26 protein-coding genes are annotated in these 26982 nt (G+C 74.0%); 11 read left to right on the forward strand and 15 right to left on the reverse strand.

Features of this window, described 5'->3' with window-relative positions; genetic code table 11:
• Positions 1–119: 119 nt before the first annotated feature.
• Complete coding sequence (locus AC2A1K_RS23735; protein ID WP_483898842.1) at positions 120–2882, forward strand: Tex family protein; 2763 nt, start codon at positions 120–122, stop codon at positions 2880–2882.
• 22 nt (positions 2883–2904) lie between these two features.
• Here the strand turns inward: AC2A1K_RS23735 and AC2A1K_RS23740 are convergent, their stop codons facing one another.
• On the reverse strand, positions 2905–3375 hold the full coding sequence (locus tag AC2A1K_RS23740) for a gamma-glutamylcyclotransferase family protein (protein ID WP_337705225.1): 471 nt from the start codon (positions 3373–3375) through the stop codon (positions 2905–2907).
• A gap of 124 nt (positions 3376–3499) precedes the next feature.
• Here AC2A1K_RS23740 and AC2A1K_RS23745 point away from each other — a divergent pair, with 124 nt between their 5' ends.
• The gene (locus AC2A1K_RS23745) at positions 3500–4897 is read left to right on the forward strand and encodes an NAD(P)H-quinone dehydrogenase (protein ID WP_483898800.1); all 1398 of its coding nucleotides are present in this window, start codon (positions 3500–3502) and stop codon (positions 4895–4897) included.
• Between the two features lie 58 nt (positions 4898–4955).
• Here AC2A1K_RS23745 and glpK read toward each other — a convergent pair whose 3' ends face one another.
• Both glpK and AC2A1K_RS23755 read right to left on the reverse strand, forming a co-directional pair.
• Positions 4956–6458, reverse strand: coding sequence for a glycerol kinase GlpK (glpK, locus tag AC2A1K_RS23750; RefSeq protein WP_483898801.1), 1503 nt, complete (start codon positions 6456–6458; stop codon positions 4956–4958).
• 73 nt (positions 6459–6531) lie between these two features.
• Positions 6532–7254 carry an MIP/aquaporin family protein gene (locus AC2A1K_RS23755; protein ID WP_483898802.1) on the reverse strand — a complete coding sequence of 241 codons (723 nt, stop codon included), beginning with the start codon at positions 7252–7254 and terminating at the stop codon, positions 6532–6534.
• Between the two features lie 310 nt (positions 7255–7564).
• Here AC2A1K_RS23755 and AC2A1K_RS23760 point away from each other — a divergent pair, with 310 nt between their 5' ends.
• Both AC2A1K_RS23760 and AC2A1K_RS23765 read left to right on the forward strand, forming a co-directional pair.
• Positions 7565–9385: a glycerol-3-phosphate dehydrogenase/oxidase gene (locus tag AC2A1K_RS23760; protein WP_483898803.1), complete on the forward strand. Its 1821-nt coding sequence runs from the start codon at positions 7565–7567 to the stop codon at positions 9383–9385.
• Between the two features lie 90 nt (positions 9386–9475).
• Entirely contained in the window at positions 9476–9967 is a 492-nt protein-coding gene (locus tag AC2A1K_RS23765; protein ID WP_483898804.1) for an anthrone oxygenase family protein, read from the forward strand.
• Between the two features lie 3 nt (positions 9968–9970).
• Here the strand turns inward: AC2A1K_RS23765 and AC2A1K_RS23770 are convergent, their stop codons facing one another.
• The 3 genes from AC2A1K_RS23770 to AC2A1K_RS23780 form a co-directional block, all read right to left on the reverse strand.
• The gene (locus AC2A1K_RS23770) at positions 9971–11446 is read right to left on the reverse strand and encodes an MDR family MFS transporter (protein WP_483898805.1); all 1476 of its coding nucleotides are present in this window, start codon (positions 11444–11446) and stop codon (positions 9971–9973) included.
• A 238-nt stretch (positions 11447–11684) separates the two neighbouring features.
• Entirely contained in the window at positions 11685–12107 is a 423-nt protein-coding gene (locus AC2A1K_RS23775; protein ID WP_483898806.1) for a DUF1707 SHOCT-like domain-containing protein, read from the reverse strand.
• A gap of 20 nt (positions 12108–12127) precedes the next feature.
• Entirely contained in the window at positions 12128–13939 is a 1812-nt protein-coding gene (locus tag AC2A1K_RS23780; RefSeq protein WP_483898807.1) for an acetyl/propionyl/methylcrotonyl-CoA carboxylase subunit alpha, read from the reverse strand.
• 207 nt (positions 13940–14146) lie between these two features.
• Here AC2A1K_RS23780 and AC2A1K_RS23785 point away from each other — a divergent pair, with 207 nt between their 5' ends.
• A complete protein-coding gene (locus AC2A1K_RS23785; protein WP_483898808.1) occupies positions 14147–14980 on the forward strand; it encodes a hypothetical protein in 834 nt (277 codons plus the stop codon).
• 87 nt (positions 14981–15067) lie between these two features.
• Here AC2A1K_RS23785 and AC2A1K_RS23790 read toward each other — a convergent pair whose 3' ends face one another.
• The 5 genes from AC2A1K_RS23790 to AC2A1K_RS23810 form a co-directional block, all read right to left on the reverse strand.
• Complete coding sequence (locus tag AC2A1K_RS23790; protein WP_483898809.1) at positions 15068–15691, reverse strand: Maf family protein; 624 nt, start codon at positions 15689–15691, stop codon at positions 15068–15070.
• An 11-nt stretch (positions 15692–15702) separates the two neighbouring features.
• Positions 15703–16491, reverse strand: a complete 789-nt coding sequence (locus AC2A1K_RS23795) for an SAM-dependent methyltransferase (protein WP_483898810.1) — start codon at positions 16489–16491, stop codon at positions 15703–15705.
• Positions 16492–16629: 138 nt separating this feature from the next.
• Positions 16630–17520, reverse strand: coding sequence for a YceI family protein (locus tag AC2A1K_RS23800; RefSeq protein WP_483898811.1), 891 nt, complete (start codon positions 17518–17520; stop codon positions 16630–16632).
• A 30-nt stretch (positions 17521–17550) separates the two neighbouring features.
• Positions 17551–17793 carry an acyl-CoA carboxylase epsilon subunit gene (locus AC2A1K_RS23805; protein WP_483898812.1) on the reverse strand — a complete coding sequence of 81 codons (243 nt, stop codon included), beginning with the start codon at positions 17791–17793 and terminating at the stop codon, positions 17551–17553.
• A 54-nt stretch (positions 17794–17847) separates the two neighbouring features.
• On the reverse strand, positions 17848–19503 hold the full coding sequence (locus AC2A1K_RS23810) for an acyl-CoA carboxylase subunit beta (protein ID WP_483898813.1): 1656 nt from the start codon (positions 19501–19503) through the stop codon (positions 17848–17850).
• Between the two features lie 135 nt (positions 19504–19638).
• Here AC2A1K_RS23810 and AC2A1K_RS23815 point away from each other — a divergent pair, with 135 nt between their 5' ends.
• Together AC2A1K_RS23815 and AC2A1K_RS23820 are read left to right on the forward strand one after the other, a co-directional pair.
• Complete coding sequence (locus AC2A1K_RS23815) at positions 19639–20463, forward strand: biotin--[acetyl-CoA-carboxylase] ligase (protein ID WP_483898814.1); 825 nt, start codon at positions 19639–19641, stop codon at positions 20461–20463.
• Between the two features lie 33 nt (positions 20464–20496).
• On the forward strand, positions 20497–21165 hold the full coding sequence (locus AC2A1K_RS23820; protein ID WP_483898815.1) for a PH domain-containing protein: 669 nt from the start codon (positions 20497–20499) through the stop codon (positions 21163–21165).
• Here AC2A1K_RS23820 and AC2A1K_RS23825 read toward each other — a convergent pair.
• A complete protein-coding gene (locus AC2A1K_RS23825) occupies positions 21110–21589 on the reverse strand; it encodes a MaoC family dehydratase (protein ID WP_483898816.1) in 480 nt (159 codons plus the stop codon). The genes AC2A1K_RS23820 and AC2A1K_RS23825 overlap by 56 nt on opposite strands.
• A 74-nt stretch (positions 21590–21663) precedes the next feature.
• Between AC2A1K_RS23825 and AC2A1K_RS23830 the strand changes: the two genes are divergently transcribed.
• The gene (locus tag AC2A1K_RS23830; protein WP_483898817.1) at positions 21664–21912 is read left to right on the forward strand and encodes a hypothetical protein; all 249 of its coding nucleotides are present in this window, start codon (positions 21664–21666) and stop codon (positions 21910–21912) included.
• Here AC2A1K_RS23830 and hisN read toward each other — a convergent pair.
• Positions 21909–22712, reverse strand: a complete 804-nt coding sequence (gene hisN, locus AC2A1K_RS23835; RefSeq protein ID WP_483898818.1) for a histidinol-phosphatase — start codon at positions 22710–22712, stop codon at positions 21909–21911. The two genes, AC2A1K_RS23830 and hisN, sit on opposite strands and share 4 nt — an antisense overlap.
• Positions 22713–22813: 101 nt before the next feature.
• Between hisN and AC2A1K_RS23840 the strand changes: the two genes are divergently transcribed.
• A complete protein-coding gene (locus tag AC2A1K_RS23840) occupies positions 22814–23488 on the forward strand; it encodes a response regulator transcription factor (RefSeq protein ID WP_483898819.1) in 675 nt (224 codons plus the stop codon).
• A gap of 9 nt (positions 23489–23497) precedes the next feature.
• The gene (locus AC2A1K_RS23845; RefSeq protein ID WP_483898820.1) at positions 23498–24778 is read left to right on the forward strand and encodes an ATP-binding protein; all 1281 of its coding nucleotides are present in this window, start codon (positions 23498–23500) and stop codon (positions 24776–24778) included.
• A 4-nt stretch (positions 24779–24782) separates the two neighbouring features.
• Here the strand turns inward: AC2A1K_RS23845 and AC2A1K_RS23850 are convergent, their stop codons facing one another.
• On the reverse strand, positions 24783–25661 hold the full coding sequence (locus AC2A1K_RS23850; protein WP_483898821.1) for a LysR family transcriptional regulator: 879 nt from the start codon (positions 25659–25661) through the stop codon (positions 24783–24785).
• A gap of 61 nt (positions 25662–25722) precedes the next feature.
• On the opposite strand from AC2A1K_RS23850, the gene AC2A1K_RS23855 reads away from it, so the two are divergent.
• Positions 25723–26556: an SDR family NAD(P)-dependent oxidoreductase gene (locus tag AC2A1K_RS23855; RefSeq protein ID WP_483898822.1), complete on the forward strand. Its 834-nt coding sequence runs from the start codon at positions 25723–25725 to the stop codon at positions 26554–26556.
• On the opposite strand, the gene AC2A1K_RS23860 is transcribed toward AC2A1K_RS23855, so the two are convergent.
• Entirely contained in the window at positions 26557–26814 is a 258-nt protein-coding gene (locus AC2A1K_RS23860; protein WP_483898823.1) for a hypothetical protein, read from the reverse strand.
• Positions 26815–26982: the final 168 nt, after the last annotated feature.

Consider the following 26982-nt stretch of genomic DNA (forward strand, 5'->3'; position numbering starts at 1 on the left):
GCTGGGACGCGCATCTGCTTGGCGCGGCGGGAACGGCGTCGGGCACGATGGCGGCCGTGAGCGATGCGACGGTGACCGCCACGGACGTCACGACCCCCGCCGAGGGCGGTGTGGCCACGGTGTCCGCCCCGGTGCTGCCGCCCGTCACCCGCCGCATCGCCGACGAGCTCGGCGTCGTGGAGCACCGGGTGTCGGCGGCGGTCGAGCTCCTCGACGGCGGGGCGACCGTCCCGTTCGTCGCGCGCTACCGCAAGGAGGCCACGGGCGGGCTCGACGACGCCCAGCTGCGCACGCTCGAGGAGCGCCTGACCTACCTGCGCGAGCTCGAGGAGCGCCGCGCCGCCGTGCTCGAGTCGGTGCGCTCGCAGGGCAAGCTCGAGGGCGAGCTCGAGGCGCGCATCCTCGGCGCGGAGACCAAGAGCCGCCTCGAGGACGTCTACCTGCCCTACAAGCCCAAGCGGCGCACGAAGGCGGCGATCGCGCGCGAGGCGGGGCTCGAGCCGCTGGCCGACGCGCTGCTCACCGACCCGACGCACATCCCCCGCACCGCCGCCGGCTCCTACGTCGACCCGGACAAGGGCGTGCCCGATCGCGACGCCGCCCTCGAGGGCGCCCGAGCGATCCTCGTCGAGCGCTGGGCCGAGGACGCCGACCTCGTCGGCGAGCTGCGTGACCAGATGTGGCGCCGCGGGCGGCTCACCGCGACCTACCGCGAGGGGCGCGGCGGCGAGGGTGACAAGGACGCGGCGAAGTTCTCCGACTACGGGGCCTTCGACGAGAAGTTCACCCGCCTGCCCTCCCACCGGATCCTCGCCGTCCTGCGCGGCGAGACCGAGGAGGTCCTCGCGCTCACGCTCGACCCGCTGGCCGCCGACGACGACGAGACCGCGATCAACGACGTGTATCTCGCGCGCATCGCGAGCGCGGTGGGCGTCGCCGACCGGGGCCGTCCCGCCGACCGCTGGCTGGGCGAGGCCGTGCGGTGGGCGTGGCGCACGCGCATCCTGTCCCGCCTGATCGTCGACCTGCGGGTGCGCCTGCGCGAGGTCGCCGAGGAGGGCGCGGTGCTGGTGTTCGCCGGCAACCTGCGCGACCTCCTGCTCGCCGCCCCCGCCGGCGCGCGCCCGACCATGGGGCTCGACCCGGGTCTGCGCACGGGCGTGAAGGTCGCGGTGATCGACGGCACCGGCAAGGTCGTCGCCACCGACACCGTCCATCCCCACGTGCCGCGCCGGCAGTGGGAGGCCTCGCGGACCCGCCTCGGCGAGCTGGCGCGCGAGCACGGCGTCGAGCTCGTCGCCATCGGCAACGGCACGGCCTCGCGCGAGACGCACGCGCTGGTGCGCGACCTCATCGCCCGCGAGCCCGAGCTCGGGCTCACCGCGGCGGTCGTGTCGGAGGCCGGGGCGTCGGTGTACTCCGCCTCCGAGCAGGCCTCCGCCGAGCTGCCCGACCTCGACGTGTCGCTGCGTGGCGCGGTGTCGATCGCCCGGCGCCTGCAGGACCCGCTGGCCGAGCTCGTCAAGATCGACCCCAAGTCGATCGGCGTCGGCCAGTACCAGCACGACATCGCCGGCACGGCACTGTCACGTTCGCTCGACGCGGTCGTCGAGGACTGCGTGAACGCGGTCGGTGTCGACGTCAACACCGCCTCGGCGCCGCTGCTGCGCCGGGTGTCGGGCATCAGCGCGGGCCTCGCGACGACGATCGTCGGCCACCGCGACGAGCACGGCCCGTTCGCGTCCCGCACGGCGCTGCGCGAGGTGCCGCGCCTGGGCGCCAAGGCGTTCGAGCAGAGCGCGGGCTTCCTGCGCATCCCCGACGCCGACGACCCGCTCGACCGCTCGGCGGTGCACCCCGAGTCCTACCCGGTGGTGCACCGCATCGTGGAGTCCACCCACACCGACGTCGAGGGCCTCGTCGGCAACACCGCGCTGCTCTCCGAGCTCGACCCCGACGCCTTCACCGACGAGCGCTTCGGGCGCCCGACGGTGCTCGACATCATCGCCGAGCTCGACAAGCCGGGCCGCGACCCGCGCCCCGAGTTCACCACCGCCGAGTTCGCCGAGGGCGTCGAGCAGATCACCGACCTGACACCGGGCATGGTGCTCGAGGGCCAGGTCACCAACGTCGCCGCGTTCGGCGCGTTCGTGGACGTGGGCGTGCACCAGGACGGACTCGTGCACATCTCGGCGATGTCCAAGGACTACGTCTCCGACCCCCGCTCGGTCGTCGGGCCGGGTGACGTCGTGCGCGTGCGGGTCCTCGACGTCGACGTCGAGCGCAAGCGGATCTCGCTGACGCTACGGCTCGACGAGGAGGAGACCGCGGGCGCCGAGACCAGGCCCGAGGGCGGCCGGGGCGGTGGTCGTGGCGGGCGTGGTCGCGGCGGTCGCGCGCGCGGCGGTCAGGGCGGCGGCCGGGCGACGGCGACCGCCCCGGAGGCAGGCGACACCGCCACGCACACCGGCGAGCGTCAGGACGGACGCGGTCAGGGTGGCCGGGGCCGCGGCGGGCGCGGGCGCGGTGGCGGCGGTCAGGGCGGTCAAGGCGGTCAGGGCCAGGACGGGCGTCAGCAGGACAGCCGTCAGCAGGACAGCCGTCAGGGTGGTGGTCGCCAGGGCGGTGGCCGCGGTGGTCGGCAGGGCGGGCGACCCCAGGACGGCGGCCAGGGCGGCCAGGGCGGCGGCCAGGGCGGCGGACGCGGCCAGGGAGCCCGTGGTCAGGGTGGTCCGGGTGGTGGTCAGGGTGGTCAGGGCCGTGGCGGCCACGAGAACCGCGGCCAGGGCAGCCGCGGTGGCCAGGGCAACCGCGACCGGCGCCCCGCGCCCACCAACGACGCGATGGCCGAAGCCCTGCGCCGCGCGGGCTACAAGAGCTGAACGCCCGAGCCGGGCGGGCGCGCTACAGCTCCGAGCCGGGCCCGGGGCCGACGGAGCGGCAGGGGCGCTCGCGCAGCGCCTGCACGTAGTCGTCCGGGGCACCGGCGGCCTCCGCGGCGTCGGAGAGCACGCCGATGTAGCGGGCGGAGGGCAGGCCGCCCTCGTAGGCGTCGAGCACGTAGACCCACGCCAGCTGGGGCCCGTCCATCGTCTGGATGCGCAGGCGGAGCTTCTTGTGCATCCCCAGCTCGCCGCCCTCCCAGCGGTCGAGCTGGTCGACGTCGAGGGGGCTGACGTCGTAGAGCACGACGAAGACCCGTGACGACGGATCCTCGACCACGGTGGAGAGGGCGCCCTCGAGACCGAAGTCCTCGCCCCCGAAGGTCAGGCGCCAGCCCTCGAGCCAGCCCGTGCCCGACATGGGCGAGTGGGGCGCCCGTTGCATCATCTGCGCGGGCTCCATGTTGGATCCGTACGCGGCGTAGAGCGGCACGGGCGACAGGGTAGCCAGGAGGAGCGGGCGCGGGCCCGCACCGGTGAGAGGAACACGATCGGTGCGCGCGCGTCATCCCGGTCGTGGACCATGCAGGGTGACGCCACAGGAGGGAACCACCACCATGACCCGCATCGTCATCCTCGGCGGAGGACCGGCGGGATACGAGGCGGCGCTGGTCGCCGCCCAGCACGAGGCCGACGTCACGGTCGTCGAGCAGGACAGCCTCGGCGGCAACTGCGTGGCGTACGACTGCGTCCCGTCCAAGACCTTCATCGCCTCGGCGGGCGTGCGGGCCGGTTTCCGCCACACCGCCGACATGGGTGTCGACGTCGACGACGCGCGGGTCGACCTGCCGCGCGTGAACGGCCGCGTCCGCGGTCTCGCACTCGCCCAGTCGTCGGACGTCCACTCGACGCTGCAGGCCGCCGGGGTGCGGGTCGTGAAGGCGCGCGCGTGGTTCGAGGAGAGCGGCCGCACCAGCGCCACCCACGACATCTGCATCGCCTACCCCGACGGCACCACCGAGACCGTCACCGCCGACGTCGCCCTGATCGCCACCGGCGCCTCCCCGCGCGTGCTGCCCGACGCCCAGCCCGACGGCAGGCGCATCCTCACGTGGCGCCAGATCTACGACCTCGAGACGCTGCCCGAGCACCTCGTCGTGGTGGGCTCCGGCGTCACCGGCGCCGAGTTCGTGTCGGCCTACGCCGAGCTGGGCGTCCCGGTGACCCTGATCTCCAGCCGCGACCGGGTGCTCCCGCACGAGGACCCCGACGCCGCGGCGACGCTGGAGGAGGTCTTCACCGAACGGGGCGTCAAGATCGAGCCGCGCTCGCGGGCCGACAAGGTCGTCGCCACGGCCGACGGCGTGCGCGTCACGCTCACCGACGGCCGCGAGGTCGAGGGCTCGCACGCCCTGATGACGGTCGGCTCGGTACCCAACACCGACGACATCGGTGCCGCCAACATCGGCCTGACGCTGCGCGACAGCGGCCACATCACGGTCGACCGGGTCTCGCGCACCGACGTGCCGGGGGTCTACGCGGCCGGCGACTGCACCGGGCTGCTCCCGCTGGCCTCGGTCGCCGCGATGCAGGGCCGCATCGCGATGTGGCACGCGCTGGGCGAGGGCGTCGCACCGCTGCGGCTCAAGACGGTCGCCTCGGCGGTGTTCACGCGCCCCGAGGTGGCGACGGTCGGCATCAGCCACGCGCAGGTCGAGAGCGGTGAGTTCTCCGCCCGCGAGGTGATCATGCCGCTGGGCACGAACCCGCGCGCGAAGATGTCGGGCCTGCACGAAGGCTTCGTGAAGATCTTCTGTCGGCCGGCGACGGGCGTGGTCATCGGCGGGGTGATCGTCGCCCCGGTGGCCAGCGAGCTGATCCTCCCGCTGGCCATGGCGGTGCAGAACAACCTGACCGTCGGCGACCTCGCCCACACGTTCTCGATCTACCCGTCGCTGTCCGGGTCGGTGACCGAGGCCGGGCGGCGGCTGATGCAGCACGACGACCTGGATTGACAGCGGCCCGAAGCGTGCGCCGGCGTCGCGCCGCCGACCGACGCCGGAGGGTGGGACTCTACGCCCAGTCGAACGTGCGGGTGACCGCCTTCTTCCACTCGGCGTAGGTCTCGTCACGCACCTTCTCGTCCATGCTCGCGGTCCAGACCTTGTCCTCGGCCCAGTTGTCGCGGATGTCCTGCTCGGAGTTCCAGAAGCCGACGGCCAGGCCGGCGGCGTAGGCGGCGCCGAGCGCGGTGGTCTCCGCGACCACGGGGCGGATGACGTCCACGCCGAGCAGGTCGGCCTGGAACTGCATGAGGACCTCGTTGCCGACCATGCCGCCGTCGACCTTGAGCGCGGTCAGCGGCACGCCGGAGTCGGCGTTCATGGCGTCGATGACCTCGCGGGTCTGGAAGGCCGTGGCCTCCAGCACCGCGCGGGCGATGTGGCCCTTGTTGACGTAGCGCGTGAGTCCGACGATCACGCCCCGGGCGTCGGCGCGCCAGTACGGGGCGAACAGGCCCGAGAACGCGGGCACGATGTAGGCGCCGCCGTTGTCGTCGACGGATTTCGCGAGCGTCTCGACCTCGGGCGCCGACGAGATGATGCCGAGGTTGTCGCGCAGCCACTGCACGAGCGAACCGGTGACGGCGATCGAGCCTTCGAGCGCGTAGACCTGCGGCGCGTCACCGATCTTGTAGCAGACCGTGGTGAGCAGGCCGTTCTTCGACTCGACCTTCTCCGTGCCGGTGTTGAGCAGCACGAAGTTGCCGGTTCCGTAGGTGTTCTTGGCCTCGCCGGGGCTCAGGCAGGCCTGGCCGAACGTCGCCGCCTGCTGGTCGCCGAGGATGCCGGCGACGGGGACGTCGGAGAACGTGCCGCGGGCGCGGATCGGCCCGTAGTTCTCCGACGAGGACCGGATCTCCGGCAGCATCGCCATCGGGACCCCGATCTCCTCGCAGAGCTGGGGGTCCCACTCGAGCGTGTCGATGTTCATCAGCAGGGTGCGCGACGCGTTGGTCGGATCGGTGACGTGCAGCCCGCCCTCGCTGCCGCCGGTGGCGTTCCAGAGCACCCAGGTGTCCATCGTCCCGAACGCGAGCTCGCCGCGCTCCGCGCGCTCGCGGGCACCGTCGACGTTGTCGAGGATCCAGCGGGCCTTCGGGCCGGCGAAGTACGTGGCCAGCGGGAGGCCGGTCTTCGCGCGGTAGCGCTCGGCGCCGCCGCCGAGCGCGCCGAGCTCGTCGCAGATCGCCTGGGTGCGGGTGTCCTGCCAGACGATCGCGTGGTGGATCGGCTCGCCGGTCGCCTTGTCCCAGATGACCGTGGTCTCGCGCTGGTTGGTGATGCCGACCGCGGCGACCTGGTCGGCGTTGATGTCGGCCCGGGCCAGGGCGCCGCCGCACACCTGGCGCGTGTTGCCCCAGATCTCGGCGGCGTCGTGCTCGACCCACCCGGCCCGGGGGAAGATCTGCTCGTGCTCGAGCTGGTCGACCGCGACGACCCGGCCCGAGTGGTCGAAGATCATGCACCGGGTCGAGGTCGTGCCCTGGTCGATCGCGGCGACGTACTGCGTCATGCCTGTACTCCTGGCGATGTCGTGAGGATCGATGTCTGGGTGGGGTGCCGCCCGGGTCGGCGACGAGGCGGGGTCAGCCCGTGCTGACGGGCGCGACCAGGGCCACGAGCGCCGCGAGCGTGGCCCCGAGCAGCGGGGCGACGACGGGCACCCAGGAGTAGCCCCAGTCGGGCTTGCCCTTGCCGCGGATCGGCAGCACCGCGTAGGCGATGCGCGGCCCGAGGTCACGGGCGGGGTTGATGGCGTAACCGGTCGACCCACCGAGTGCCTGACCGATACCCATGACGACAGCGGCTGCGCCCGCATAGATCGCCGGGCTGCTGCCGTAGGGGTTGACCAGCAGGAACAGCACCAGTGCGAAGGTCGCGATCAGCTCGGTGACGAAGTTCCACGCGGGCTTCTTGATCGGCGGGTTCGTCGAGAAGATGTTGAGCGTGCCCGAGTTGTCCTCGTTGTGGTCGAACTGCAGCTTGTACACGAGCCAGGCGAGGACGGCACCGACGAAGGCGCCCAGGAACTGGCCGATCAGGTAGAAGGGCACCTGCCCCCACGGCGTCCCGCCGTTGATGGCGCTCGCCAGGGTGACGGCGGGGTTGATCGCACCGCCGGAGGCGTCGGCGATGCTCGCGCCGGCGAACACACCGAAACCCCACCCGAACGTGATGAGCACCCACGACGCCGTGTCCCCGTCGGCGTTGGTGCGGGTCAGCAGCACGTTGGCCACGACCCCGCACCCGAACAGGAGCAGCACCATGGTGCCGAGGAACTCCGAGAGAATGATGTTTCCAGCGCTCACGAGGACTCCTGTCGACGGCGACCTGGCCTCTGCGACACGCTCGTCCGGTGCTCCCCCCGCGGGTCCTGGGCGCGCGTTGATCGTGGACGCTAGTGGCGCGATTCACCGTGTGTCCACGATCCGCGCGGATCTCGGGGGTGACGAGGTGAATCGACGGGCACCCGCATACCGGACGGAGCAGACGGCTGCCCCGCGTGCTCGGTGTGAGCGGTCGCGTTCCCGCGTTAGCGTGACGCACAGCGCCCTCGGGACGCCGGACGCGGCATGCCCGGCACGCTGTGCAGACGGAGAACGACGAGAGGGGTCGGACGTGGGCGCTGGACGAGGCGCAGGGGACGCCAAGGGAGCGCGAGGGGGAACGGCCGAAGCAGCGGCGGCGGAGGCCGAGGGGCTCGACGCCACGGCCGAGCCCGCCCGTCTCGGGCCCGCCTCGCGGGATCGGGCGTGGGAGCGGCTCGCCTCCGAGACGTTCGACGTGGTCGTGGTCGGCGGCGGCGTCGTCGGCACCGGGGCCGCGCTCGACGCGGCCACCCGGGGCCTCAAGGTCGCCCTCGTGGAGGCGCGCGACCTCGGGTCGGGGACGTCGAGCCGGTCGTCGAAGCTGTTCCACGGCGGGCTGCGCTACCTCGAGCAGCTCGACTTCGGGCTGGTCCGCGAGGCGCTGCGCGAGCGCGAGCTCAACCTGACGCGCCTCGCGCCCCACCTGATCAAGCCGGTCAGCTTCCTCTACCCGCTGACCAAGCACTGGGAGCGTCCGTACGTCACCGCCGGCGTGACGCTCTACGACACGATGGGCGGCAAGAGCTCGCTGCCCCACCAGAAGCAGCTCACCCGATCCGGTGCGCTGCGCATGGCGCCCGCGCTCAAGCGCAGCGCCCTGGTCGGTGCCATCCGGTACTACGACGCCCAGGCCGACGACGCCCGCCACACGATGACGGTCGGGCGCACGGCCGCCCAGTACGGGGCGGTCGTGCGCACCTCGACCCAGGTCGTCGACTTCCTCCACGAGGTCGACCGGGTCGCGGGTGTGCGCATCCGCGACGTCGAGAGCGGGCGCGAGGCCGAGGTCCGCGCCTCGGTGGTGGTCAACTGCACCGGCGTCTGGACCGACCAGATGCAGCACGCCGCCGGCACCCGCGGCCGCTTCCGGGTCAAGGCGTCGAAGGGCGTCCACTTCCTCGTGGCGCGCGACAAGATCCCGTCGGACACCGGGATGATCCTGCGCACCGAGAAATCGGTCCTGTTCGTCATCCCGTGGCGCAACCACTGGATCGTCGGGACCACCGACACCGACTGGAACCTCGACCTGGCCCACCCCGCGGCCACGCGCCAGGACCTCGACTACCTGCTGGAACACGTCAACTCGGTGCTGGTCACGCCGCTGACCCACGACGACATCGAGGGCGTGTACGCGGGCCTGCGCCCGCTGCTCGCCGGCGAGAGCGAGGAGACCTCGAAGCTGTCCCGGGAGCACGCCGTCTCGCGGGTCATGCCGGGGCTGGTCGCCATCGCGGGCGGCAAGTACACGACCTACCGGGTGATGGCCGCCGACGCGATCGACGCGGCGTCCGAGGACATCCCGACCCGCGTGGCCCCGTCGGTCACCGACCGGGTGCCGCTCATCGGGGCCGACGGCTACTTCGCGCTGGTCAACCAGTCCGAGCAGCTCGGCCAGCGCCACGGGCTGCACCCGCACCGCGTGCGCCACCTGCTCGACCGGTACGGCTCGCTGCTGCACGGCCTGCTCGCCATGGCCGACAGTGCCCACGGTGGGGACCCGTCGCTGCTCGAGCCGGTGCCGGCCTCGCCGGACTACCTGCGCGTGGAGATCGCCTACGCGGTGGCCTACGAGGGCGCGCTGCACCTCGACGACGTGCTCACCCGGCGTACCCGCATCTCGATCGAGTACGCCCACCGCGGCGTCGACTCGGCCGAGGCCGTGGGTGCGCAGATGGCGCCGCTGCTGGGTTGGACCGACGAGCAGCGCGACCTCGAGGTCCGCTCCTACGTCGAGCGGGTGCAGGCCGAGCGCGACTCGCAGTCGGTCGACACCGACATCGAGGCCGACAAGCTGCGCGTCGCCGCGCCCGACCCGCGCGCCCCGCGGCTCGCGGCGCTCGGCACCGGCTGAGGTCCTCCACCAGCACGTCCGGACGGGCGGGCAGGGACGCCGGACGCGCGGCAGTGGTGGTGACCGGTGCCGGACGCTGGACTGGTCGCCATGACGACCCCGGTCCCCGCGTCGGCGCTGCTCGCGGGCCTGCTCTCGGCCCTGCTGGCGGGGCTCTACCTCGCGTTCTCGCTGTCGATCATGCCGTCGCTGGCGCGGCTGCCCGACCCGGTGCTCGTGTCGGTCATGCAGACCGTGAACCGGGTGATCGTGCGCCCCGGTTTCGTGGTGCTGTTCCTCGGCGCTCCGCTGGTCGCCGTGGTGGCGGCGGTGCTCGCACTGGTGGCAGGCGGACCCGTCGTCGCCCTCGTCGCCGTGGTGATCGGGGCGCTGCTGCAGATCGCGTCCCTGGTGATCACGGCCGTGGTGAACGTCCCGCTGAACACCGCACTCGACCGCGCCGACGCCGACGACACGGCCGACCCCGCCGACGTCGTCCGGGCCCGCGAGGCCTTCGAGCGCCCGTGGGTGCGCGCGCACGGCGCGCGCACCGCGGTCACCACCCTCGGGGCCGTGGCCCTGCTGGCAGCGCCGCTGCTCTGATCGTCAGCCGCCGGCGACCGGCGCGGACGGGGTGGTGTCGCTGCTCGTCCCGAGCTGCTGCGGCTGGGCCGGCCCGTCGGCGGGCTTGCGCCGCACCAGGAACGACACCGCGACCGCGATCAGGCCGATGACGCCGGCCGCCATGAACGCGAGCCGCAGCCCGGCCGCGTCGGGCGTCCCGGCGGCGTCGGTCGAGCCGATGGCCGCGATGGTGACGAAGCCCGCCGTGCCGGCCGCGCCCGCGACCTGCTGCAACGTGGTGAGGATCGCGCTGCCGTGCGAGTAGAGGTTCTCGGGCAGCACGGCCAGACCCTCGGTGAGCAGCGGCGTCATCATGAGCCCGAGCGACACCATGAGCAGGATGTGCGCCCCGATGACCATCCACAGCGCCGCCCCGGCGCCGAGCGCGGCGAGCAGCCACATGGACGTCGCGAGCCCGACGGCGCCCGGGATCACGAGCGGGCGGGCACCGACGCGGTCGAACAACCGGCCCACCGGGCGGCCCATGAACCCGAGCACCAGGCCGCCGGGCAGCACCGCGAGCCCCGTGGTCGCCGCGCTGACGCCCAGCACGTTCTGCAGGTAGATCGGCAGCAGGATCGCCCCGGCACCGAGCAGCGACATGAACAGCAGCGCCGAGAGCACGATCGCGACCACGAACGGCCTGTGGCCGAACGGGCGCAGGTCGAGCAGCGCGGACTCGGTGCGCTGGAGCTGCATCTGGCGCAGGACGAAGGCGGCCAGCGTGACGGCGCCGACGACGAGGGCGGTCCACGGCGGGACCACCGCGCTGCCGCCGTGGCCCAGCGTGGAGAGGCCGTAGACGATGCCGCCGAAGGCCAGGAACGACAGGACCACCGACAGCAGGTCGAGCGGTGTGCGGTGGGTCTCGCTGGAGAGCCGGAAGAGCGCGAACCCGACCAGCAGCGCGGCCACCGACAGCGGCAGCACGCTCCAGAACATCCAGCGCCAGTCGAGCGTGGACAGGATCAGCCCGCCGATCGTCGGGCCGATGGCGGGGGCGACCGCGATGACGATCGAGATCGTGCCCATCGTGGCGCCGCGCCGGTCGGCCGGGATCAGCCGCATGACCGAGGTCATGAGCAGCGGGATCATCACCGCGGTGCCCGACGCCTGCACGATGCGGCCCACGAACAGGACGGCGAACCCCGGGGCCAGCGCGCAGATCAGCGTGCCGAGGCTGAACAGCGTCATGGCGGCCAGGAACACCTGGCGCGGTGTGAAGCGGTTGAGGATGTAGCCCGTGGTCGGGATGACCACGCCCATCGTCAGCAGGAACCCGCTGGTCAGCCACTGCACCGTCGTGGCCGACACCCCGAGGTCGCCGGTGAGGTGCGGCAGGGCCACGCTGAGGATGGTCTCGTTGAGGATCATGACGAAGGCGGACACGACCAACGTCATGATGATCACCATGGGGCGCGTGGGCGCCTCCTGGCCGGTTCCGGACGGGCCGGTCATCGTTCCCCCTCGTGGCGGCGGCCGTGGCGGTCACGGGCCGATCTCCAGAGCATCACAGGCCCCCCTGACAGGCGAACGGGTTTCGCCGGGGGTGACCTTCCCCCGCGAGAGCGGGCGAACGACCGGGATCGACGGACGAGCTCTGCTGCGTCTCCTGACGACCTCCCGACCACCGGCCCAACGCCGCGTCGGCGGCCCGTGTTCCCCGCTGTGACGGATTGCGCCGAGCGCGAACTCCTCAGCGCTCGTGGCGGTGTGAGATGTAGGCCACGCCGGCGATCACGCACGGCACGAGGATGAAGATCCACGGGAATCGGCCCCCGCTGACCGCGAAGAGCAGGGCGGCCACCGCCGGCGTCAGCAGGGAGATCAGCCCGGCATGCCGGGCGATCGTCGCCCCGGTGGGTGCGACCAGGTCCGGCAGCTCGGGCGCCGCCGGCGCGGCGGTGGCCCGACGGGCCGGTGCCGGCCCGGCCGTCGGGTAGTCGGGGTGCGGCTCGGGGAGGTCGGTGAACAGCGCCTCGAGCTGGTCGCGCGACGTCGCCCGCGACGCGGTGGAGCAGCGGCTGGCGTGCTCGTCGCGCTCCAGCCGCCCGGCGCGCCGGTGCGCGTCGAGCGCCTCCATCGCGAGCTCCCGCTCGTGCGCCCCGACCTCGGCCATGCCCCCGAGTATGCCGCCGACTAACCGGCGTCGGGGATCTCGCAGATCACGGCGCCCTGGTTGACGCTCGCGCCCGCCTCGAGCACCAGACCGGTGACGACGCCGTCCTTGTGGGCGGTGACCGGGTTCTCCATCTTCATGGCCTCGACGACCACGACGAGGTCGCCCGCCGACACGGTGTCGCCCTCGGAGACCGCGACCTTCACCACGGTGCCCTGCATGGGCGCCGTGACCGCGTCGCCGGAGACCTTGGCCCCGCCGCCGGCGCGGCTGCGCTTCTTCTTCGGGCTCGCGGCGCGGGCGCCGCCCCCACCGCCACCGATCGCCAGGTCGCCGGGCAGCGAGACCTCGAGGCGCTTGCCACCGACCTCGACGACGACGGTCTGGCGCGGTGCGGCCTGCTCGTCGTCCCCGTCCGGACCGGGGGCCTCGAAGGGCGGGATCCGGTTGTCGAACTCGGTCTCGATCCAGCGGGTGTGCACCGTGAACGACTCGGCGCCGTCGGGGGCGACGAACGCCGGATCCCGCAGCACGGCCTGGTGGAACGGGATGACGGTGGGGAGGCCCTCGACGACCAGCTCCTCCAGCGCGCGCTTCGAGCGTGCGATGGCCTGCTCGCGGTCCTCGCCGGTGACGATCAGCTTGCCGACCATCGAGTCGAACTGCCCGCCGATGACGGTGCCGGTCTCGACGCCGGAGTCGACGCGCACGCCCGGCCCGTCGGGGGCGACGAAGCGGGTGACGGTGCCGGGCGCGGGCAGGAAACCGCGGCCCGCGTCCTCGCCGTTGATGCGGTACTCGATCGCGTGCCCGCGCGGCTCGGGGTCGGCGGTGAAGCGCAGGTGCTGGCCCGCGGCGATCCGGAACTGCTCGAGCACGAGGTCGATCCCGCTGGTCTCCTCGGAGACGGGGTGCTCGACCTGCAGGCGGGTGTTGACCTCGAGGAACGAGATCGTCCCGTCCTCGCCGACCAGGAACTCCACGGTGCCGGCGCCGGAGTAGCCGGCCTCGACACAGATGTCGCGGGCCGAGGTGTGGATGCGTTTGCGCTGCTCGTCGGACAGGAACGGCGCGGGCGCCTCCTCGACCAGCTTCTGGTGGCGGCGCTGCAGCGAGCAGTCGCGGGTGCCGACGACGATGCAGTTGCCGTGCTGGTCGGCCAGCACCTGGGCCTCGACGTGGCGGGGACGGTCCAGGTAGCGCTCGACGAACGACTCGCCGCGCCCGAACGCCGACACCGCCTCGCGCACCGCCGCGTCGAACATCTCGGCGATCTCGTCGCGCTCGCGGGCCACGCGCATGCCGCGTCCGCCGCCGCCGAACGCGGCCTTGATGGCGACCGGCAGCCCGTGCTCGTCGGCGAAGGCGATGACCTCGTCGGCGTCGGCGACGGGGTCCTTGGTGCCGGGCACCAGCGGCGCCCCGGAGCGCTCGGCGATCTTGCGGGCGGTGACCTTGTCGCCGAGGTCGCGGATCGCCTGCGGGCTCGGCCCGATCCAGATCAGCCCGGCGTCGATGACGGCCTGGGCGAAGTCGGCGTTCTCGGAGAGGAACCCGTAGCCGGGGTGCACGGCGTTGGCGCCGGAGTCCCGGGCGGCCGTCAGGAGCTTCTCGATGTCCAGGTAGGAGTCGGCGGCGGTCTCGCCACCGAGCGCGAAGGCCTGGTCGGCGAGGCGCACGTGCGGGGCGTCACGGTCGGGGTCGGCGTAGACCGCGACGCTCGCGAGGCCGGCGTCGGCGCAGGCGCGCACCACGCGCACCGCGATCTCGCCGCGGTTCGCCACGAGAACGGTGTGCAGCGGGTCGAACCCCGTCGGGGCGGACGCGGCCATCGGTTGACCTCCTGGTGACGACGCTGAGCAGGGGGCGGTCGGGGCAGTGTAGGGGCGCCCGGTCGCCGTCACTCTCTCGTACTCGACGCAGGCGTGCGGCGGACGTGAGCGTGGCCATGACCACACGACGACGTCGAGGGTCTCACGCATCGTGACTGCTCGCCCGGCTGCAGGTCACACCGGGCCCGCGGCTACCGTCGGCAACCGATGCAGCCTTGGTGGTGGCGGTCGGTGGCCGCGTGCGCGTCCGTGCTGGCCGTCTCCGGCCTCGTCGCGGTGATCGCCGGAGCGGTCGGGGCGGACCGCGCCACCGCCGTGCGCCTGGCCGGCGACGGGGTCGTCGCGACGGCGCCCGCCGAGCGGCCGGGTTCGGTGACCGCTCCACCGTCGAGGGGCGCCGAGCCGTCGGGGTCGCCTGCCGACGACGCCCCGCCCCCGGACGGCGCCCCGCCCCCGGACGGCGCCCCGCCCCCGGACGGTGCGCCGTCCCCGGCCGACGCCCCTCCGTCGGGCGCCGCGCCGGACCGCGGGCCGCGCGTCCCCGACGCCGTCACGGCCACGAGCGTCTCCGTGCTGCCGGGCTGGCGGGTCGCGCCGACCCAGGACGTCGTCGAGATCCCCTCGGGCCGCTTCGAGGACGCCACGATCCTGCGGCGCGGCGCGAACACCGTCGTCCTGGTCGGGGTCGCCGACCCCGCCCGCGTGCCACCCCGTGCCGCCCGGGTCGACGCGCGCCAGAACGCGGCGCTCGACGCGGAGGCGCGACGCCTCGCCGACGCCTACGCCGACCAGCTCGCCCCCGGCGCCCCGACCACCGACCTGACGAACAACGCCGACGCCGTCGCCGACCTGCCCACCCGCACCTCGGTGCGCCGCGTCGACGCGGGCCCGCTGGACGGGGCGCTCGTGCGCGTCAGCACGATCGCGGCGCCCGGGCGCACGCTCGCGGTGCTCGCCGTCGCCCGACCGTCGCCGACCGTCGGTGCGGACGGTGACGCCGCCGACGCGGTCGTGCGCTCGCTGCGGCTCGACCCCGCCTAAGAGCGGGGGAGGATCACCGCCCCGGCGACGGTCGTTCGCAGGTGCGAGGCGTTCGTCACCGAGACGTCGATCACGAACGTGGAGGGGTCAGCTGGTCCAGAGCGTGTCGACGCCGATGCCGATCTCGGCGAGCAGGCGGCGGGTCAGCGGCAGGCTGAGGCCGATGACGTTCGACGGGTCGCCCTCGATGCCCTCGACGAACCAGCCGCCCCGGCCGTCGAGGGTGAACGCGCCGGCGACGGCCAGCGGCTCGCCGCTGGCGAGGTAGGCCTCGAGCTCCGCGGTCGTCGGGTGCGAGAACGCGACGGCCGTCGTGGCGTGCCCGGCGACCTCGCGACCCGGCACGCCGCCGACGACCTCGACCAGGGCGTGGCCGGTGAACAGCTCCGCGGTGCGCCCGGCCATCTGGTCCCAGCGGCCCCGCGCGGCGTCGACGGAACCGGGCTTGCCGACCGTCTCGCCCTCGAGGTGCAGCATCGAGTCGGCGCCGACGACCACGCCGTCGGGGACCGCCTCGGTCACCCGGGCGGCGACGGTCCGCGCCTTGGCCAGCGCGAGGGCGGTCACGCGGTCGACGGGGGAGGCTTCGTCGCCGAGCTCGGCGAGCAGGGAGTCCTCGTCGACGTCGGACACCTCCACGAGGGGTTCGACCCCCGCGGATCGCAGGATGGCCAGCCGGGCCGGGGACGCGGACGCGAGCACCAGACGCACGGGGCGGCACCCTACGTCGGCGGCTCCGGCGCCACCCGGCGGCCGACCCCCGCGAGGATCGAGATGTGCGTGGGGCGCTCGAGGCCCCGCCAGCGGCTGACGTCGACGATGCCCGGCTCGACGAGCTCGAAGCCGTCGAAGAACCCGGTGATCTCGTCGCGCAACCGCAGGTGCCCGCCTCGCGGGGTGCGCGCGTAGGCCTCGTGGATCTCGGTGAGCTCGGCGTCGGAGAGGCCCTCCGAGCTGCCCGCGGAGAGCACCAGGAACGAGCCCGGGACCATCCGTGAGCGGAAGTGCTCGAGGATGCGCCGGGGTTCGTCGCCGGGGGAGAAGTGCAGGACGGCGACGAACAGGACGCCGACCGGCTCGCTGAAGTCGATCAGCCGGGTCACCTCGGGGTGCGAGGTGATCGCGTCGGGGTCGTGCATGTCCGCCTCGACGACCGCGACCGCGCGGTCCTCGGCCAGCAACGCCCGGGCGTGGGCGAGCACGACGGGGTCGTCGTCGACGTAGACGACCCGCGCGTCGGGGTGGGTCCGGCGGGCCACCTCGTGCACCGTCGGCGCGGTCGGGATGCCGGTGCCGACGTCGACGAACTGGCGGATCCCGGCGCCGGCGAGGTGCTCGACGGCCCGGACGAGGAACGCTCGGTTGTTGCGCGCCAGCTGCGGCTGCTCGGGGTGGCTCGCGATCACCGCCTCGGCGGCCTCGCGGTCGGCGGCGAAGTTGTCCTGCCCGCCGAGGTAGTAGTCGTACATCCGCGCCGGCGAAGGCACGTCGCTGTCGAATCCCTCGGTCACCGCCGGTCCCCCCACACGCCGCCACCGTAGCCGTGCCACGACGTCGCCCCTGTCACCGCTCACCCGCCCGGCTCCTGTCGCCCGAAACCCGACCGCCGTCCACCGCGGACCCCGGCCGGCCCGCCCGAGCCGTGCTCCTCAGAGCTGGAGAACCGCCTGCACGTCGAGGTGGATCTGGATGGTGGACCCGACGACCGGGATGCCGCGAGCGACCATCTGCTGCCAGTTGAGCGTGAAGTGCTCGCGGTGCAGCGACGTCGTGGCGGTGGCGCCGACGCGGGTGCCGTTCCACGACTGCGTGCCGAGGTAGGTCGTGTCGAGGCGGACGTCGTTGGTGCGCCCGCGGATCGAGAGCTCGCCGTCGATCGTCCACGAGTTGCCCGAGCGCACCGCGAATCGCGTGCTGGAGAACTGCAGCTGCGGGTGGTCGTCCACGGCGAGGAAGTCCTGCGAGCGCAGGTGGGCGTCGCGCTGGGCATTGTGGGTCTCGATGCTGGCGGCGTCGATGACGACGTCGATGCTGGAGTCCTCGATGTCCTCGGCGATCTGGATCGACCCGCGGAACCGGGTGAACTGGCCGTAGACGCGGGACAGGGCGATGTGGCGGGCGACGAACCCCAGCCGGCTGTGCGCGTCGTCGATCACCCACTCGCCCGGCGACGGGCGTGTGCTGCCCTGGTCGGTCGACATCGTCAGCGCGCCGAGCGCGGCGTGGTCACCGCGGCCGACGATCATGTCGCGGGTCAGCGTGGTGTAGCCGCCGAGGGTGGCGCGCAGCGTGTACGTCCCGCTGGGCACGGCCGCGGTGTAGAAGCCGAACGGGTCGGTGACGGCCTCGGTGACCACTCGGCGCAGGCCCTCGGTCTCGATGACCGCGACCGTGACGCCCGGCAGCGGGCGTCCCTCCATGGTGCGCAGCTGGGCGCTGACGAGCCCGCCGGTGGGCGGGATCGGCATCAGCGCGTGGTCGGCGTCGCGATAGGTCTCGCCACCGATCGGTGTGCGACGGCGTCGGCGCAACAGGGCCATGAGGGGTCCACCAGGAAGATCGGGGGAGGGTCAGCGTGGTCGGGCGGAGGCCCGCCAGCCACCGGGCCCCGGCTGGACCGGGGCCCGCACGAGATCGACGTGACGTGCCCAGCCGGACCGCGGCGTCGGGTCGGGGGCCTCCTCGCCCCCACCTCCCGCCGCGGCCAGCACGGCCGTCAGGGCCGCGATCTCGGCCGCGTCGGGCTCGCCGCGCACGATCCGCAGGGTCGGACGCGCGGGAGCGGCCTCGGTGCTGGCCTCGTCCTCGCTCACCGTCACGCCTCCATGTTCGCTGCGCTCACCGTCACACCTCCACGTTCGCTGCGCTCAGAGGGGCACGTTCCCGTGCTTGCGGGGCGGCAGCGTCTCGCGCTTGGTCTCCAGCATCCGCAGTGCCCGGGCGACGTAGCCGCGGGTGTGCGAGGGCGCGACGACGGCGTCGACGTACCCGCGCTCGGCGGCGACGTAGGGATTGGCGAGGGTGTCCTCGTACTCCTGCTGGAGCTCGGCGCGCCGGGCCTCGACGTCGCCGCCCTCCTCGGTGACCTTCGCCAGCTCCTTGCGGTACAGGATGCTCACCGCGCCCGAGGCGCCGGTGACGGCGATCTGGGCGGTCGGCCACGCGATGTTGACGTCGGCGCCGAGGTGCTTGGAGCCCATGACGTCGTAGGCGCCGCCGTAGGCCTTGCGGCAGATGACCGTGACCAGCGGGACCGTCGCCTCGGCGTACGCGTAGATCAGCTTCGCGCCGCGGCGGATGATGCCGTTGTACTCCTGGTCGGTGCCGGGCAGGAATCCCGGCACGTCGACGAAGGTCAGCACCGGGATGTTGAACGTGTCGCACGTGCGCACGAACCGCGCGGCCTTCTCGCTGGCCCCGATGTCGAGGCAGCCGGCGAGCTGGGTGGGCTGGTTGGCGACGACCCCGACGGGCCGGCCCTCGATACGCCCGTAGCCGACGACCATGTTGGCGGCGTAGAGCGCCTGGACCTCGAGGAAGTCGCCGTCGTCCACGACGCGCGTGATCGCCTCGCGGATGTCGTACGGCTGGTTCGGCGAGTCGGGGACCAGCGTGTCGAGCTCGAGGTCGGTCTCGCCGATGCCGTCGGGGACCGAGCCGGTCTCCTCCTCGCCGGCCAGGCGCGGCGGGTCGGTGAGGTTGTTCGACGGCAGGTAGCCCAGCAGCTCCTGCACGTAGGAGATCGCGTCCTCCTCGTCGGACGCCAGGTAGTGCGCGTTGCCCGAGGTCGTGTTGTGGGTGCGGGCGCCGCCCAGCTCCTCGAACCCGACGTCCTCGCCGGTGACCGTCTTGATCACGTCCGGGCCGGTGATGAACATGAACGACGTCTCGTCGACCATCACCGTGAAGTCGGTGAGCGCGGGCGAGTACACCGCACCGCCGGCCGCCGGGCCCATGACCAGCGAGATCTGGGGGACGACGCCCGAGGCGTGCACGTTGCGCTTGAAGATCTCGCCGTAGAGACCGAGCGCGACGACGCCCTCCTGGATGCGCGCGCCGCCGCCGTCGTTGATGCCGACGACCGGGCACCCGATCTTCATGGCCACGTCCATGACCTTGACGATCTTCTCCCCGTAGACCTCGCCGAGCGCCCCGCCGAACACCGTCGCGTCCTGGGAGAACACGCAGACCGGGCGGCCGTCGACCGTGCCCTGCCCGGTGACCACGCCGTCGCCGTAGGGACGGTTGGCGTCGAGGCCGAAGTTGGTGGAGCGGTGGCGCGCCATCGCGTCGAACTCCAGGAAGCTGCCCTCGTCGAGCAGCAGGTCGATGCGCTCGCGCGCGGTCTTGCGGCCCTTGGCGTGCTGGCGCTCGACGGCGCGCTCGCTGCCGGCGTGGACCACGTCCTCCTGGCGGCGGTACCAGTCGGCGAGCTTGCCCGCCGAGGTGTGGATGTCGGGCTCGTCCGAGGTCCCCCCGTCAGAGCTGTCCGGCTGCGGCAACGGCTCCGTCGCGGCGGTCATGATGCTCCAGCTCCCCGATCGGCGTGCTCCCTCGAACGCTTCGTGTCGCGCATGGGGCGGCACTGTAGCGATCGGTTCCGACACGTCCGGGCTGCGCGGGCGGTGAGGTGACCAGCGGCACTACCGTGCGCGCTCGTGGCCGCACCCCTCGACGCCGACGCCCTCCGCCGCACCCTCGGTGCCCCCTCCGGTCCCTGGGCGTGGATCGACGTCGTCGCCAGCACGGGCTCGACCAACGCCGACCTCCTGGCGCGGGCGGACGGCGCCGACCCGGCTCCGGACCGGACGGTGCTGATCGCCGAGCACCAGGACGCCGGACGCGGTCGCCGCGACCGCGTGTGGCAGGACCGGGCCGGGGAGGGCCTCACGTTCTCGGTGCTGCTGCGCCCGCGCGAGATCGCCACCGAGCGCTGGGGGTGGGCGCCGCTGCTGGCGGGACTGGCGCTGGTCGAGGCGGTCGGCGAGGTCAGTGCCGTGCCGGCCGCCCTGAAGTGGCCGAACGACCTGCTCCTGGGCGCGGAGCCCGCCAAGGGCGCGGGGATCCTCGCCGAGGTCGGGGGTGGTCCTGCCGGCGGGCGGGCGCTGGTGATCGGCATGGGGGTCAACGTCGCGACGCCGGCCGCCGACCTGCCCGCGGGCGCCACCTCGCTGGTCGCCGAGGGCGCCGACGTCGCCCGTGACGTCGTGCTCGTCGCCGTCCTGCGTGCGCTGGCCGATCTCGACCGGCGCTGGCGGGACACGCACGGCGACGTCGTCGCCGCCGGCATCGTCGACGACTACCGCGCCCGCTGCGCCACCCTCGGCCGGGACGTGGCGGTGACGCTGCCCGGCGACCGCCTGATCGAGGGGCGCGCCGTCGACGTCGACCGGGACGGGCGCCTCGCCGTGCGTGCCCCGGACGGGGACACCACCGTCGTGTCGGCGGGCGACGTCGTCCACGTGCGGCCCGCGGCTCGCTAACCTCGGGGCCGGTTCCGGGGGAGGGGGTGCGGTGTGGCCTACCCCGACGGCGTGCTCCGGCGGGGCGAGCACGTCCTCGCCCACCGGCGGCCGCACTGGCGCATGCTCATCGTGCCGGCGCTCGTGCCCCCGGTCGCGGTGTTCCTGGCGGCGCTGCTCGCCGGCCTCGCGGGCGGGATCGGCGAGGGGTCGACGCGCACGGCCGTCCGGCTCGCGGTCGTGCTGCTGGCGGCGCTCGCGGTCGGGTGGCTCGCGGTGCTGCCGCTCGTGCGCTGGCGCTGCACGCACCTCGTCGTGACCGACCGGCGGCTGCTCGTGCGCGAGGGCGTGCTGACCCGCGAGAGCGTCGACGTCCCCGGGGCCACGATCACCGGCGTGCGCACCCGCAGCAGCGGCATCGAGCGCGTGCTCGGGGCGGGCACGATCATCGTGTCCACCGCGGGCACCGAGGAGCCGTGGGAGTTCTCCGGGCTCGGCGACGTCGAGCGGCTGGCCTCGCTGGTCGAGGGCGTGGCCGACGACCGCGGCGGGCTCGAGCTCGCGGGGAACGGCCGCTGGGGCGCGTGGGCGGACCCCGAGGACGGCCCCGAGGCCGACCCCGAGGCCGACGCTCCGGACGAGGTCGACGAGCCCGAACCGCCGCGGGTCAGCCGGTGGCGGCGCCGTTCCCGGCGTTCTCGCGCCGCCCGAACATCCCGGTGAAGCGCGACCGGAACACCTCGGTCGTGCCGTCGCGGGTCAGCGTGCCGGCCAGCGTGATCAGGCCGAGCTGCGGACGGCTCGCGGAGACGCGCGCGGCGACGACCTCCATCACCGCCTCCAGCCGGTCGCCCGGGAACACCGGCGCCGGCCAGGCGATCTCGTCGCCACCCGGCGAGCCCATGGACGCCGACCGCGACAGGACGCTGTCGACGTAGCAGCGCATCCACAGCGACGCGGTGAACCACCCCGACGCGCACAGGCCGCCGAACAGCGACGCGCGCGCCGCCTCCTCGTCGACGTGGAAGGGCTGCGGGTCGAAGCGGCGGTTGAACGCCAGCATCTCGTCGCGGTCGACCACCACCGAGCCCAGCGCGATGCGCCGGCCGGCGGGCAGATCCTCGAACCAGACCTCGGGGGCGGTCACCCCGGTGATCGTGCCAGTTCTCCGGCCGACACGTCCGACGGAACCGCACGCTGTCCGGCTGCGTCGAAACCCGTGTGCGAGCCGGTGAGCTGGCGGGCTGGCTGGCTGCCGCCGGGGTCACCGGGGCGGCGGTCAGCGTCGACGCGGAGGTCGAACGGGCGTGGTGCGTGCGACCCGTGCCGGGGGAGGAGCAGGAGTGGGAGGTGTTCTGGTGCGAGCGGGGTGGCCGCTTCGAGTGGACGCGGTTCGACGACGAGCCCGCGGCGTGCTTCTCGCTGTTCGGGCGGCTGGTGTGGGCGCGGCTCGCGGGGTCGACCGGCTAGCGGCGGACGTGCGCGAGGGCCGCGTCGTGCAGGTGCCCGTTGGTGGTCAGCGAGTCGCCGCCGTCGGGGCGGGCCGCGCCGGTGAGGTCCGTGAGGCGCCCACCGGCCTCCTCGACGAGGATCTGCGCGGCCGCGAGGTCCCAGGTGTACGCGGCGGGCTCGACGGCGATGTCGATCAGGCCCTCGGCGACGAGGCAGTGGTGCCAGAAGTCGCCGAACGCGCGGCTCTCCCAGCACGCGCGGGTGAGCGCGAGCCACTGATCCTGGCGCTCGATGCCACGCCAGTAGTCGAGATCGGTGGTGGAGGCGTACGCGTCGTCGAGCGCCCGGACCCCCGACACCTGCACGGGTGCCGCCTCGAGACCCCGGGCGGGGTCGCTGGTGTGGGCACCCCGGCCCGCCGCCGCCCACCAGCGGCGCCGCAGCGCGGGGGCGCTGACCACGCCGACGGCGGGGTACCCGTCGGTGACCAGCGCGATCAGCGTCGCCCAGACGGGCACGCCGCGGGAGAAGTTCTTGGTGCCGTCGATGGGGTCGATCACCCAGACGCGGCCCTCGCCGAGGCTGCCGCCGCGCTCCTCACCCAGGACCGCGTCGTCGGGACGGCGCTCGGCGAGCAGCGCGCGCAGGCGGTCCTCGCAGGCCGTGTCGGCGTCGGTGACGGGCGTGCGGTCCGGTTTGCGCTCGACGCGCAGATCCACCGCGCGGAAGCGCGGCAGGGTCACCGCGTCGGCGGCGTCGGCGAGGGAGAGGGCGAGGTCGAGGTCGGCGGATGCGCTGGTCGCGCCGGCGGAGGACATGGCGGGCGATCGTGCCAGGCCGGGAGACGCCGGGAGACGCAGCATCGAGACGAGCACGCCGACGGGGGAGCTCGGCCCGGGAGCGGGGCTACTGTGGCGCGGTGACCACCGTGCTGCTCGTCGAGGACGACGCGGCGATCGCCGGGCCCCTCTCCCGCGCGCTCCAGCGCGAGGGCTACGAGGTCGACGTCGTCGGCGACGGTCAGGCCGCGCTCCACCACGCGGGTGCCGCCGGGCCGGACCTCATGGTGCTCGACCTCGGCCTGCCCGGCATGGACGGGCTCGAGGTCTGCCGCCGCGTCCGTGCCGACCAGCCGGACCTGCCCGTGCTCATGCTCACCGCCCGCACCGACGAGGTCGACTTCGTCGTCGGGCTCGACGCGGGCGCGGACGACTACGTGGGCAAGCCGTTCCGGCTCGCCGAGCTCCTGGCCCGCGTGCGGGCGCTGCTGCGCCGGCGGGCGCCGGAGGTGCTCGACGCCGGCGGGGTGCGCCTCGAGCCGTCCGCGCGGCGGGTGACGGTGGACGGGGTCGAGGTCGGCCTGGCCAACAAGGAGTTCGAGCTGCTCCGGGTCCTCATGGCGCACGCCGGCCAGGTGGTGTCCCGCGAGGAGATCCTCCGCGAGGTCTGGAACGACCCCGAGATGAAGACGTCCAAGACCCTGGACATGCACATGTCGTGGCTGCGCCGCAAGCTCGCCGACGACGGGGGTGGGTCCGGCGTCGGCCGGCGCATCAGCACGGTGCGCGGGGTCGGGTTCCGCTTCAACACCTAGGTCCCGCTGGTGCGACGTCGGATCCTCGTCTCCACGCTCATCGTCGTCACGATCACGGTGGCGGTGTTGGGCGGGCCGCTGGCGCTCACCACGTGGCGCCTGGTCGAGGACTTCACGCGCGCCGACATCAACTCCCGCCTGCGCCAGGTCGTCGCCACGCTCGACTCCCAGGTGTCGGTCGACCGGCCCGTCGACCTCAGCGCGGTCAGCATCGCCGTGCCGCCCGGCGGATCGCTGGTGGTACGCACGCCGCGCGGGACGAGCACGCTGGGCGAGCTCGCGCCGGGCCCGACGGTCAGCGAGACCCTGCCCTTCGGGCTCAGCGGGTCGGCGGTGCTGTCGGAGCCGACCGCCGAGATGCGGGCGCGCCAGCTGCAGGCGACGGCCCTCGTGCTGGCCGCGGTGCTGCTGTCTGTGGCCGTCGGGACGGTGGTGGCGACCCTCACCGCCCGGCGCCTGGCCGATCCCCTGCAACAGGTCGCCGGGCGCGCCGCCCGACTCGGCGCCGGCGACTTCCGGCCTGCGCCGCACCGTCACGGCATTCCCGAGCTCGACCGCGTCTCCGACGTGCTCGACTCCTCGGCCACGGCGCTCGCCGAACTGCTCCAGCGCGAGCGTGAGCTGGTCGGAGACGTGTCCCACCAGCTGCGCAGCCGGCTCACCGCGCTGCAGCTGCGCCTCGACGAGCTCGCCGCCCACCCCGACGAGCACGTCTCGGCGGAGGGTTCCGCGGCCCTGGAGCAGGCCGAGCGCCTCGCCGAGGTCCTCGACGAGCTGCTGGCCTCGGCCCGCGAGGCGCGTGCGGCGGGGGCAGCGCCGATCGAGGTGGCCGGGGAGCTCGACGCCGTCGCCGACGAGTGGCGCGACCCGCTGCGCGCCGAGGGGCGCACGGTGCGCGTGCGAACCCCGGAGGGTCTGGTCGCGCGCGCCACCTCGGGTCGCCTGCGCGAGGCGCTCGGCGTGCTCGTCGACAACGCGATGCGTCACGGCAAGGGCACGGTCACGCTCACCGCGCGCCTCGGGGACAACGACACGATCGTCGTCGAGGTCGGCGACCACGGCGACGGCGTGCCGCCCGAGCTCGCCCCGCACGTGTTCGACCGCGGGGTGTCGGGCGCGGCGTCCACGGGGGTGGGACTCGCGCTGGCCCGCGCGCTGATCGAGGCCGACGGCGGGCGCCTCGAGCTCGCCCGCACCCGGCCCGCGACGTTCTCGGTGTTCCTCCCCGTGCCCCGCACCGACCGGACCGTCGCCGCGCCTCGGCCCCTGCCGACGACCGGCCCGCGCTGAGCGGTCAGCTCCGCAGCGCGAGGACCTCGCGGCAGGCGTCGACGTAGGCGCGGACCGCGGGACGGCGGTCGTCCGCGCGCCAGGCGAGCACGAGCGAGCAGGGCGGCAGATCCTCCACCCCGACCACGGTCACCCCGTCGCGCGCCAGGGCGTCGGCGTTGCCTGCGGCGACCAGGACGACGCCGCGCCCGTCGATCAGCGCCTCGTGCGTCTCCTCGACCGAGCGCACCTCGGCGCCGACGCGGGCCGGATGCCCGTCGCGGTGCTCGTCCGCGAGCCACGACGCGCGCAGCGGCCCGGCCTCGGGCGGCATGGCGAGGAAGGGCTCGTCACGCAGCGCCGCGAACGGCACCGAGGTCCGCCCGGCGAGCGCGTGGCCGGGCGGCAGGGCCGCGCACACCGGCTCGCGCGCCAGTTCGAGCGTGCGCACCCGCCCCGGCACCGGCGCCCAGGCCACGGCCACGTCGCTGGTGCCGTCGGCGAGGCCCGCCGTGGCGTCGTCCCACGCCACCAGGCGCGCGCGCGGATCGAGCGGGGGATCGCGGTGCACGAGGCGCGAGCGCACCGCCGGCAGCAGCCCCCGCCCGACCCCGGTGCTCAGGCCGACCACGAGGCGCAGGCTCGCGGCGGCGACGTCGCGGGCGGCCGCGTCGGTGCGCTCGACGACCGCCCGCGCGTGCGGCAGCAGCGCCTCGCCCGCGGGCGTGAGCTCGACGCCGTGCGGGAGACGGTGCAGCAGCACCGTGCCGACCTGGCGCTCGAGGGCACGCAGCTGCTTGCTCAGCGCGGGTTGGCTGACGTGCAGGCGCGCCGCCGCGCGCGTCACGTGCCGCTCCTGCGCGACCGCGAGGAAGTACCGCAGGTCGCGGGAGTGGACGTCCATAGCCGATGGTGATCACAGCTGGTCTTGGACGTCCAGCCCCGCCCTCGCGAGGATCGGGGTCATGACCCGCTCCCGCGTCTGGCTCGTCACCGGCGCCTCCAGCGGCTTCGGCCGCGCGATCACCGAGGCCGCCGTCGCCGCGGGCGACACGGTCGTCGCCGCCGCCCGCCGCACCGACGCCCTCGCCGGCCTGGCCGACACCCATCCCGACCGCGTCGAACCGCTCGTTCTGGACGTCACCGGCTCCTCGGCCGACCTCACCGCGGCCGTCGACGACGTCGTCGCCCGGCACGGCCGGCTCGACGTGCTGGTCAACAACGCCGGCCGCACCCAGGTCGGCGCGCTGGAGGAGACCACCGACGACGAGCTGCGCGCCCTGTTCGATCTCCACGTCATGGGGCCGGCGTTCCTGACGCGGGCGGCGCTGCCGCACTTCCGGGCGCAGGGGTCGGGCGCGGTCGTGCAGATGTCGTCGGTCGGCGGGCAGGTGTGCGTGCCGGGGTTCGGGGCCTACTGCGCGACGAAGTTCGCGCTCGAGGGGCTCACCGAGACCGTCGCGCAGGAGTGCCCGCACGTGCGGTTCCTCATCGTGGAGCCGGGCGCGTTCCGGACCGGGTTGTTCGGCCCGGGCGCCGCGGTGCTGTCGGCGCCGATGCCCGCGTACGAGGACACGGTCGGGCCGACGCGCGCGTTCGTCGCCGGCGGCGACGGGACCCAGCCCGGCGATCCGGTGAAGGCCGCGGACGCGATCCTGACCGCCCTCGCGGCGCAGGACGCGCCGCTGCGGCTGCCACTGGGCCGCGACGCGGTGACGGGGATCCGGACGCGCCTCGAGGGGCTCGCGGACGACCTCGCGCGATGGGAGCCGGTGTCGGTCGCGACGGACCGGGGATAGCTATCGGGGGCGGTGGTGGCGCACGAGCGCCACGGTGACCTCGGTGAGGTCCTCGGCGTCGAGCTCCTGGCGGCGACCGTGGGCCTCCGCGCGGGCGCGCCCCGCGGGATAGGGGCCGTAGGTGTCGGCGGCGCCGGTGACGGGGTCGAGGACGAGGACCATCAACCCGTCGCACTGCTCGAGCTCGTCGGGCTCGAGCAGCCGATCGGCGGGGACGTCCCGGCCGATGGTTCGGTGCGGGCACGGCAGCTTCGGCACAGCTGGTCCTCCTCCGCGTCCTTCGAGCCCGACCCAGCCCAGGCCCTGCGGTCGAGCGGTAGCGAAGGTATCAAGAACCTTGGAACAGTCCGCGCGTTCGGGCGACGACCGGCTCGTGATCGGAGACCGGCGGTCATGGTGATCACCGGTCGGCGGTGTCGACGTCAT

The organism is Actinomycetospora sp. 2LY8.5 (genome assembly GCF_057180585.1).